The 8,817-nt window shown below is 66.0% G+C and carries 8 protein-coding genes and 1 pseudogene; 7 read left to right on the top strand and 2 right to left on the bottom strand.

Annotated elements, in window-relative coordinates; translation table 11 throughout:
• The 6 genes and pseudogenes from VGG53_RS22390 to VGG53_RS22365 form a co-directional block, all read left to right on the top strand.
• Positions 1-153: pseudogene (locus VGG53_RS22390) on the top strand (Holliday junction branch migration protein RuvA); the annotation flags it as partial.
• Complete coding sequence (gene ruvB / locus VGG53_RS22385; RefSeq protein WP_331520310.1) at positions 150-1,211, top strand: Holliday junction branch migration DNA helicase RuvB; 1,062 nt, start codon at positions 150-152, stop codon at positions 1,209-1,211. The pseudogene VGG53_RS22390 and the gene ruvB, both read left to right, overlap by 4 nt.
• An 81-nt stretch (positions 1,212-1,292) precedes the next feature.
• Positions 1,293-1,553, top strand: a complete 261-nt coding sequence (locus VGG53_RS22380) for an antitoxin VapB family protein (protein WP_331520309.1) — start codon at positions 1,293-1,295, stop codon at positions 1,551-1,553.
• Positions 1,538-1,942 carry a type II toxin-antitoxin system VapC family toxin gene (locus VGG53_RS22375; protein ID WP_331520308.1) on the top strand — a complete coding sequence of 135 codons (405 nt, stop codon included), beginning with the start codon at positions 1,538-1,540 and terminating at the stop codon, positions 1,940-1,942. The genes VGG53_RS22380 and VGG53_RS22375 overlap by 16 nt, the downstream gene beginning before the upstream one ends.
• 25 nt (positions 1,943-1,967) lie before the next feature.
• Complete coding sequence (locus VGG53_RS22370; protein WP_331520307.1) at positions 1,968-2,357, top strand: DUF1304 domain-containing protein; 390 nt, start codon at positions 1,968-1,970, stop codon at positions 2,355-2,357.
• 251 nt (positions 2,358-2,608) lie between these two features.
• A complete protein-coding gene (locus tag VGG53_RS22365; RefSeq protein WP_331520306.1) occupies positions 2,609-3,238 on the top strand; it encodes a hypothetical protein in 630 nt (209 codons plus the stop codon).
• Positions 3,239-3,307: 69 nt separating this feature from the next.
• Here the strand turns inward: VGG53_RS22365 and car are convergent, their stop codons facing one another.
• On the bottom strand, positions 3,308-6,799 hold the full coding sequence (car, locus tag VGG53_RS22360; protein WP_331520305.1) for a carboxylic acid reductase: 3,492 nt from the start codon (positions 6,797-6,799) through the stop codon (positions 3,308-3,310).
• A 271-nt stretch (positions 6,800-7,070) separates the two neighbouring features.
• Here car and VGG53_RS22355 point away from each other — a divergent pair, with 271 nt between their 5' ends.
• Complete coding sequence (locus VGG53_RS22355) at positions 7,071-7,421, top strand: hypothetical protein (RefSeq protein ID WP_331520304.1); 351 nt, start codon at positions 7,071-7,073, stop codon at positions 7,419-7,421.
• A gap of 21 nt (positions 7,422-7,442) precedes the next feature.
• Here VGG53_RS22355 and gabT read toward each other — a convergent pair whose 3' ends face one another.
• The gene (gabT, locus tag VGG53_RS22350; RefSeq protein WP_331520303.1) at positions 7,443-8,783 is read right to left on the bottom strand and encodes a 4-aminobutyrate--2-oxoglutarate transaminase; all 1,341 of its coding nucleotides are present in this window, start codon (positions 8,781-8,783) and stop codon (positions 7,443-7,445) included.
• Between the last annotated feature and the right edge of the window lie 34 nt (positions 8,784-8,817).

Below are 8,817 nucleotides of genomic sequence, written 5' to 3'. Positions count from 1 at the left end.
AGCGTCAGGGGTCCCGTCGTGGAAGCCCTTGTGGGCCTTGGCTTTGCGGCCAAGCAGGCCGAGGAGGCCACCGACAAGGTCTTGGCGGCCGACGCCGAGGCCACCACCTCGACCGCGCTGCGGTCCGCGTTGTCGATGTTGGGCAACAAGTGAGTCGCTTCGACGAAGATGAAGACGACGAAGACCGGGAGGTCTCCGCCGCCCTGACCGTCGGTGAAGGCGACGTCGATGCCAGCCTGCGGCCGCATTCGTTGCGGGAGTTCATCGGTCAGCCGCGGGTGCGTGAACAGCTGCAGCTGGTCATCGAGGGCGCCAAGAACCGCGGCGGCACACCGGATCACATCCTGCTGTCCGGCCCGCCCGGGTTGGGCAAGACGTCGTTGGCGATGATCATCGCCGCCGAGCTGGGCTCGGCGCTGCGGGTGACGTCGGGGCCGGCACTCGAACGCGCCGGTGACCTGGCCGCGATGCTGTCCAACCTCGTCGAGCATGACGTGTTGTTCATCGACGAGATTCACCGCATCGCCCGCCCCGCCGAGGAGATGCTCTATCTGGCGATGGAGGACTTCCGCGTCGACGTCATCGTCGGCAAAGGCCCTGGGGCGACATCGATTCCGCTCGATGTGGCGCCGTTCACGCTGGTCGGCGCGACCACCCGGTCCGGTGCGCTGACCGGCCCGCTGCGCGACCGGTTCGGGTTCACCGCGCACATGGACTTTTACGAGCCTTCCGAGCTAGAGCGCGTTCTGGCCCGTTCGGCGGGAATTTTGGGTATCGAGCTGGGTGCGGAGGCCGGAGCGGAGATCGCGCGACGCTCTCGCGGCACCCCGCGGATCGCCAACCGGCTGCTGCGCCGGGTCCGTGACTTCGCCGAGGTGCGTGCCGACGGCGTGATCACCCGCGACGTCGCCAAGTCCGCGCTGGCGGTCTACGACGTCGATGAGCTCGGCCTCGACCGGCTGGACCGGGCGGTGTTGACGGCGCTGACCCGCAGCTTCGGCGGTGGCCCGGTCGGCGTGTCGACGCTGGCGGTCGCCGTCGGCGAGGAGGCCACCACCGTGGAAGAAGTGTGTGAGCCTTTCCTGGTGCGCGCCGGCATGATCGCGCGCACGCCGCGCGGCCGGGTCGCCACCCCGCAGGCATGGATACATCTGGGTCTGGTGCCGCCCGCCGGAGCCGGCGGGTTCGGCCGGCCGGGCCTGTTCGAGTAACCGACTGGTGGCCCACGGGGATCTCTGATCACCCACCCGCTGACTATCGCAAGCAGGCCCATTGCACGCACAGGGCCATGCATGTATACATGCATTATGCCCACTAAGACGATATCGATTGATCTCGAGGCATACGAGCGCCTTCGCGCCGCTCGGCGTTTGCCGAACGAATCGTTCTCTCACGTCATAAAGCGTGCCCACTGGCGCAACGAAGTGCCCACGGCCGCAGCACTTCTCGAAGCACTCGCTGAGCTACCCACGATCGGTGACGACGTTCTCACCCGCCTCGATGAAGCACAACTCGCCGACACACCGCCCGAGGACCGATGGCGCTCCGGCTGAGCGTTGACACAACATTTCTCATCGACCTGCAACGGGAGCGATCCGCGGGTAATGACGACGGCGCCGCGCACCAGTTCCTCAAACGCTCGCCTGATGCCGAGCTGTTCCTTTCAACGATCGCATTGGGAGAGTTCGCGGAAGGTTTTGACCAGGCTGAACACCCGGTCGTCACTGCCATGCGCGAAACCCACACCCTCGTTGCGATTGATGAGCAGACCGCGTTGGTTTACGCGAGAGTGGTACGAGAGCTACGTCGCCGTGGCGAACTGATCGGCAGCAACGACCTCTGGATCGGTTGCGCGAGCCTGCGATTGGGCATCCCGATCGTGACCGCCAACCGGGCTGATTTCCGACGCATCGATGGGCTCGGCATCGTGCACTACCGTTGACGGGGCTGTTCGAGTAGGAGGCGCAATGATCACCGCCGCGTTGGTATTCGCCGGTCTGGCCGGGTTGTTGCACGTCTACATCTTCACGATGGAGTCGCTGACCTGGACCAGCAAACGCACCCGCGCAGCATTCGGTACGACGCCCGAGGAAGCCGAAACCACCAAGCTGCTTGCCTTCAACCAGGGCTTTTACAACCTTTTCCTGGCGATTGCCGCCGGCGCAGGCATTGTCGCCGTCGCCTCGGGGCACCGGACAGTCGGTGCGGCTCTCGTCTTCGCCGGTGTCGGATCGATGGCCGCCGCGGCGGTCGTATTGCTCGCGTCGGCGCCGGACAAGGCCCGGGCCGCCGTGATGCAGGGCACGTTCCCGGTGATCGCCGTCGTCCTGCTGGTGATTGGTCTCGTCACGCACTAGGCCAGATCCTGAAAAAATCCAGCCGTTGCTGACTTCGGATGCCCGGTTCATAAGTCGCGGACGGTCCGTTTCAGTGCCATATCGCGTCGTTGCTCACCGAAGTTTGCGCCGACCCGCTCTAGGGCGGGTCTAAGGCGCAGCGGTTAGCGTGGCACGCGCGTCGACCGCGCCCGGGTTATATAGCCAGCGCGTATGGGTACTCAGCACGCGCTCGACACCCTGGTGTCCACTGTTTGAGGAGAACTCGAAAAATGAATGACTCGCGGTCAGGCTTCGGCAGTCTGCACATGCCGCGCAGCCGTGGTGCGGTGAGCGGTCTGCTGCTACTCGTCCTCGGCGCATGGGGGGCATTGATCCCCTTCGTCGGCCCTTACTTCCATTTCGCCTACCCACCCGATCAGCCCTGGGTGTGGAGCACAGCACGTGCATGGCTGCAGGTGTTTCCCGGAGTGATCACCGCGCTGGGCGGTTTCCTGCTGCTGACTTCCGGAAACCGAGCGACGGCGATGTTCGGCGGCTGGCTCGCGGTAATCGGGGGCGCGTGGTTTGTCGTCGGCCGGACGCTGGCGTCGACGCTGCGGCTCGGCTACATCGGCCAGCCGACCGCTTCCACGGATGCCAAGCGTGCGGTGGTCGAGATTGCGTCCTTCTCCGGGTTGGGCGCGCTGATCGTCTTCCTCGGTGGAGCCGTTTTGGCTCGCGTGACGATCCGGACGGCGCGTGACGTGGAATTGGCGCAGCAGGCCGACCTTTCGCCGACGGTGGACTCGGGCAGCTTCGATGCTTTCGCAGAGTCGGCCGAAACCGAGGTGGCTCCGGCGCCCCAAGGTCACCGGCGTGAAGGCAAGGGCAGTTTGTTCCGCCGCGCTCCCAGCCACTGATTGGCGCGAGCAGACGCAAAATCGCCCTATGTGTCCTGAATTAGGGCGATTCTGTGTCTGCTCGTCCGACTAGAGCAGCCCGAGCAGTTGCAGATCGGTGATGTATTTGACGATCACCGGCTGCGAGACATGCGGAATGTCTTTGTCCGGACCAATTTTCGCTTCTTGCACCGCGGCGCGGAACCGATCGGTGGGTGCCATCGACCCGTTGAGCGGAGTCTGCGGCTTCTGGTAGTTGTGCAGCAGCGGCAGCAGTGAGTACTGACGCTGACGCTCGGGCAGGGACCGCAGCGTCGTGTCGAACCGTTGCAGCCAGGCTGCATAGTCGCCGACCCGCTGGATCGAGTACCCGGCGTCAATCAGCCAGTCAACGTACTCGTCGAAGCCGATGCCGTCGTCGTACGGGTTCATCACGTGATACGTCTGGAAGCCGTCGACGACCTGGGCGCCCAGCTCCGAGACGGCCTCGGCGATGAATTCCACTGGCAGCCCGTCATAGTGGGCGCGTTGCCGGTTGCCGTCCGCGTCGAGCTCGTAGAACGAGCCGGGCGCGATACCGGTGGCGACCAGGCTGAGCATCTGCCGGGTGAACATGTCCGGCAGGTTCAGCTGGCCCGCATAGCTGGTGTCGGCCAGGATCATGTCGCAGCGGAACACCGCGACCGGCAGGCCGCACAGGTCGTTGGCCTCGCGCAGCAGCACCTCGCCGGCCCACTTGCTGTTGCCGTAACCGTTGGCGTAGCCGTCGTTGATCTGGCGGGTGGCGCTGATCTCCCGGATGTCGGCGTCCTCGACGAACTTTCCGGGCTGAATCTGGTCGCCCACACCGATCGTCGACACGTAGGTGTACGGCTTGATCTTGGTGGTCAGCGCGATCTTGATCAGCTCGGCAGTGCCTAAGGCGTTGGGGCCGAACAGTTCGCTGTACGGCAGCACGTGGTTCACCAAGGCGGCCGGGTCGACGATCAGGTCGACAGTGTCGGCCAGCCGTTGCCAGGTCTGCAAGTCCAGGCCGAGGTTGGCTTCGCCCTTGTCGCCGGCGATGACTTCGAGGTGGTCGGCGGCAAGCTGCTGGTAGTGCTCGAGCAGCTTCGGGTCGCCGCTGTCGAACGTCTTGTCCAGCCGCGCACGGGCATCGTCATCGGACTTCGCGCGCACCAGGGCGATCACCTTGCCGTCGACGAAGTCCATCCGCTCGAGCCATTCCAGCGCCAGGTAGCGACCGAGGAAGCCGGTCGCGCCGGTCAGCAACACCGTCCGCACCTCGCTGCCGGCCTTCGGCAGAGTGGCTGCGGCGGCCAGCGTCGCCTCGTCGAGGAACTTGTCCAGCGTCAGGTCGGCAGCGTGCACCTCGACCGCGTCGCGGCCGTGCACCGCGGCGAAACTGGGACGCTTGGTGCCCTGCCGCTCGCCCTCGATGTAGTCGGCGATGGCCTGCAGGTCGTTGGCCGGGCTGACGATCACACCCACCGGCACGTCGACGTCGAAGATCTCACGTAGCAGGTTGCCGAATGTCAACGCGGACAACGAGTCTCCGCCCAAGTCGGTGAAGTGGGCATCGGGTGTCAGGTCGGACTTGGCCGCACCGAGCATGGCCGCGGCGGCCCGGCTGACGGTCTGCAGCACCGGCGCGTCGGCGCCGCTGCGACGCAGTTCGGACAGCTCGTTGGCCTGGCCTTCGGCCAAGTCGGCATAGAGCTGTTCCAACCGCTCGCCGTAGTGCTGCTTCAATTTCGGCCACGCCAGCTTGCGGATCCCGGTCAGCAGGCCGTTCTCCAGGGTGAACGGCGTGGTCTCGACGATGAAGTCACGCGGCACCTCGTAGGACTGCAGGCCGGCCACTTTCGCGACGTTCTGTAGCGACTCGGCGATCGCGGACTTCGACGCGTTCTCGTCGGTCGGCACCACGACCGCCAGCAGGTAAGGCTGGGCGCTGTTGCCGTAGAGGTAGATCTGGCGTACCAGCGGGCTGTTGCCGAATTCCGCCTCCAGCTTGGCAAGGGTCACGAACTCGCCTTGCGCAAGCTTCAGCACGTTGTTACGCCGGTCGACGTACACCAACCGGTCGGCAGCGGTCTCGGCAAAGACGTCCCCGGTGCGGTAGTAGCCGTCGTCGTCGAACACACCGGCGGTGGTCTCGGCCCGCTTGTAGTAGCCGGGGAACATGTTCCCTGTCTTCAGCAGCAGCTCACCGCGTGGATAGGGCCGGTCGGTGGCGAAGTAGCCCAGATCCGGCACGTCGACCAGCTTGTAGTCGATCACCGGCGGACGCTGGATCTCGCCGTCGAACAACACCATGCCGGCCTCGGTGGAGCCGTAGCCGTCCAGCAGATGCATCTCGAGCAGCGACTCGACCCAGCTCCGCAGTCCGGGGGAGGTCGGGGCCGAGCCCGTCATCGCGAAGATGTAACGCCCGCCGAGAAGTTCTTGGCGGACCTCGGCCAGCACCTGAGACTCGACCGCCTGACGGTCGGCGCCTGCGGCTATCCGGCGCCCGATCTCGCTCTGGTACTCGCTGTACAGCATCTCCCAGATGCGGGGGACGAAGTTCAACTCGGTGGGTCGCACCAGGCGCAGGTCCTCCAGCAGCGTCGACAGGTCGCTCTTGGCGGCGAAGTAGGCGGTGCCGCCGTTGCCGAGCGTGCCGTAGAGGACGCCGCGGCCCATCACGTGGCTCATCGGCATGAAGTTGAGGGTGATTGACGCGGCGCTGGGCCCGAACCAGTTCTTGGTGGACCGGTTCCACATCTTGGCGACGTTGCTCTGCGGGTACATCGCGCCCTTGGGTGCACCGGTGCTGCCCGAGGTGTAGATCAGCAGCGCCAGCGGGTCGTCCTCGCGGGCCTCGGCGGTAGCAGCCGCGGGTAGTTGCGCGCCGCGCTCGCGCACCTCATTGAGGGTTTCGATGGTCAGTGCGAGATCGGCCAGTCGATCGTGGGCATTGTGCAGCGCCTCACGGTTGTCGTCGAGTTCGCTGCGGTAGTCGAAGACCACCAGCCGTCGGGGCGCGTGGCCCGCCTCGGCGGAGCTGAGAATCACGTCGACCGCGTCGGACAAGTGGTCGACGCTGGCGGCGAAAACGGTGGGCTCGGTCTCCTGGACGATCGCCTGCAGTTGCGCGACGGCCGCGCTGGTCTGCAGTGGCACCGAGACGGCGCCGACGCGGACGAGCGCGACGTCGATCGTGGTGTAGTCGACGCTGGTGAATCCCAGCACGCAGACCCGGTCACCGGCCGTGATCAGGCCGTTGGTCAACGCGCGGGACAACTCGTCGACGCGGTCGGCCAACTCGCCGTAGGTGACTTTGTCGAACCAGGGGAGCAGCTTGGCTGATGTGCGTCCGGTCTGTGGGTCTTTGACCAGCTCAAACGCCCGCTGAGCCAGGGCCGGCCGATCGGAGTAGCCATCCAGCACGGCCCTGGTCACCTGCGCGAAGCGCTGATCGGCCGCCTCGATGGCCGCGCTGACAGCTGCATCTGGTCGCGCGGCCGCGAACTCGGGGTCGTTGGCGGCCAACTCCGCGACGCGGCGTTCCTGCTCTTCCTGGATCTCGATCGACATACCTGAACCTCGCAACTTTACGAATTGGGGAAATCTACCGGTGCCACGCTGCACGTAATGGGTACTACGTTAGCAAAGGTAACGATATTCCTGATAGGCATTGGCCGTGACAAGCGCCACCTGCCGGCGCACGCGACCCAGTCGGGCCGCCGACGTCCCGTCTGCCACATCCGTCACCGCGTCCGGGCGTGGTGTCCATGTGCCCACCTCACAGCGACAACTCTTGAGAACCAAGCGGGTCGATGTCGGACCTGCGTGCAAGGGTCCGATGATGAACGACGGGCTTCAGTTGCGGGGAACCGAGCTCCGCTACGCATTGACGATGCACCTGTTTAGCCACGGCCCGGCGAGCATCGCCGAGTTGGCCGACGCACTGGCACGGCACGGCTTTGCCGTGGGCGGGCGGTCGTCGAAGTCCATTTCGGATGCGTTGCGCTGGGAGATGGGATACGGCCGGGTGCGCCGGCTCGGACGCGGTCGGTACGGCCCCGGTTGGATGCCACGCGGCACCGAGCACCGAATCCACAAACGGGTCTTGGCATTACGCCACCAGGCCAGTTGTCGCTACAAGGCGGGCACATCGTCGCATCCTTCTCAGCCGAGACCGGTGTGGCAGATGTGACAACCGGGCGCTGCCTTCGCTCTACAGCTTGGCCAGCAGACCGGCCAGCACCTCGAGACCTTCGATGAGCAGCTCGTCGCTGATTGTCAGCGGCGGCAGGAACCGCACGACGTTGCCGAACGTGCCCGCCGTCAACACGATGACGCCGGCGGCATTGGCGGCGGTGGCCAGCGCATTGGTCAACTCGGCATCGGGTTCGGCGCTGCCAGGCTTGACGAACTCGACGGCGATCATCGCTCCACGGCCGCGCACGTCGCCGATGCGGTCGTCGGCGGCTTGCAGCGCCAGCAGCCGGTCCTTCATCAGCCGTTCAACCTGCCGGGCTCGCTCGATGAGCCCATCGGCTTCGATGGTCTCGAGGGTGGCCAGCGCTGCCGCACAGGCCAACGGGTTGCCGCCGAAGGTCCCCCCGACGCCGCCGAGATGCGGGGCGTCCATGATCTCGGCGCGACCGGTGACGGCCGATAGCGGCAGGCCGTCGGCGATGCCCTTGGCGATGCAGATCAGGTCGGGCTCGATGCCCTCGTGCTCGCAGGCGAACATGGCGCCGGTCCGGGCGATGCCGGTCTGCACCTCGTCGGCGACGAAGACCACATTGTTTTCCCGGCACCAGTCCAGCAGCGCGGGCAGGAACCCCTCCGCCGGGACGATGAATCCGCCTTCGCCCTGGATGGGTTCGATCACGACGGCGGCCAGGTTGTCGGCGCCGACCTGTTTGGCAATGACGTCGATGGCCCGCTGGGCGGCCAGTCCGCCGTCGGTCGCTATTTCCTTGTCGATCAGCCCGTCCCGGTATGGGTAGGACAGCGGCGCGCGGTAGATCTCCGGCGCGAACGGACCGAATCCGCTCTTGTACGGCATGGATTTCGCGGTCAGCGCCATCGTCATGTTGGTGCGGCCGTGATAGGCGTGGTCGAAAGCCACCACCGCGTCTTTGCGGGTGTAGGAGCGGGCGATCTTGACGGCGTTCTCCACCGCCTCGGCGCCGGAGTTGAACAGCACCGAGCGTTTCTCACCCGAGCCGGGGGCGAGTCGGTTGAGGTGTTCGGCGACCGCAACGTACTGCTCATACGGCGTCACCATGAAGCAGGTGTGGGTGAAGTCGGCGACCTGAGCGCGCACGGCGTCGACCACCCGCGGAGCGGAGCTGCCGATGGTGGTGACCGCGATCCCCGAGCCCAGGTCGATGAACCGGTTACCGTCGACGTCTTCGACGATTCCGCCCGCCGCGCGCGCGGCGAATACCGGCACGGTCTTGCCCACACTGTGCGACACCGCCGCGGCGCGGCGCTTGGCGAGTTCCTGCGATGCCGGGCCGGGGATTTCGGTGACCAGATGACGACTCTGTTCGACGGCGGACACCTCAGCAGCCTATCGGGGTCACGCCCCGGCTACG

Origin of the sequence: Mycobacterium sp. (assembly GCF_036490025.1) — a bacterium.
Lineage (GTDB): Bacteria > Actinomycetota > Actinomycetes > Mycobacteriales > Mycobacteriaceae > Mycobacterium.
The sequence above is the reverse complement of the archived record's forward strand: the minus strand, read 5'-3'. Positions and strand labels throughout refer to the sequence as shown.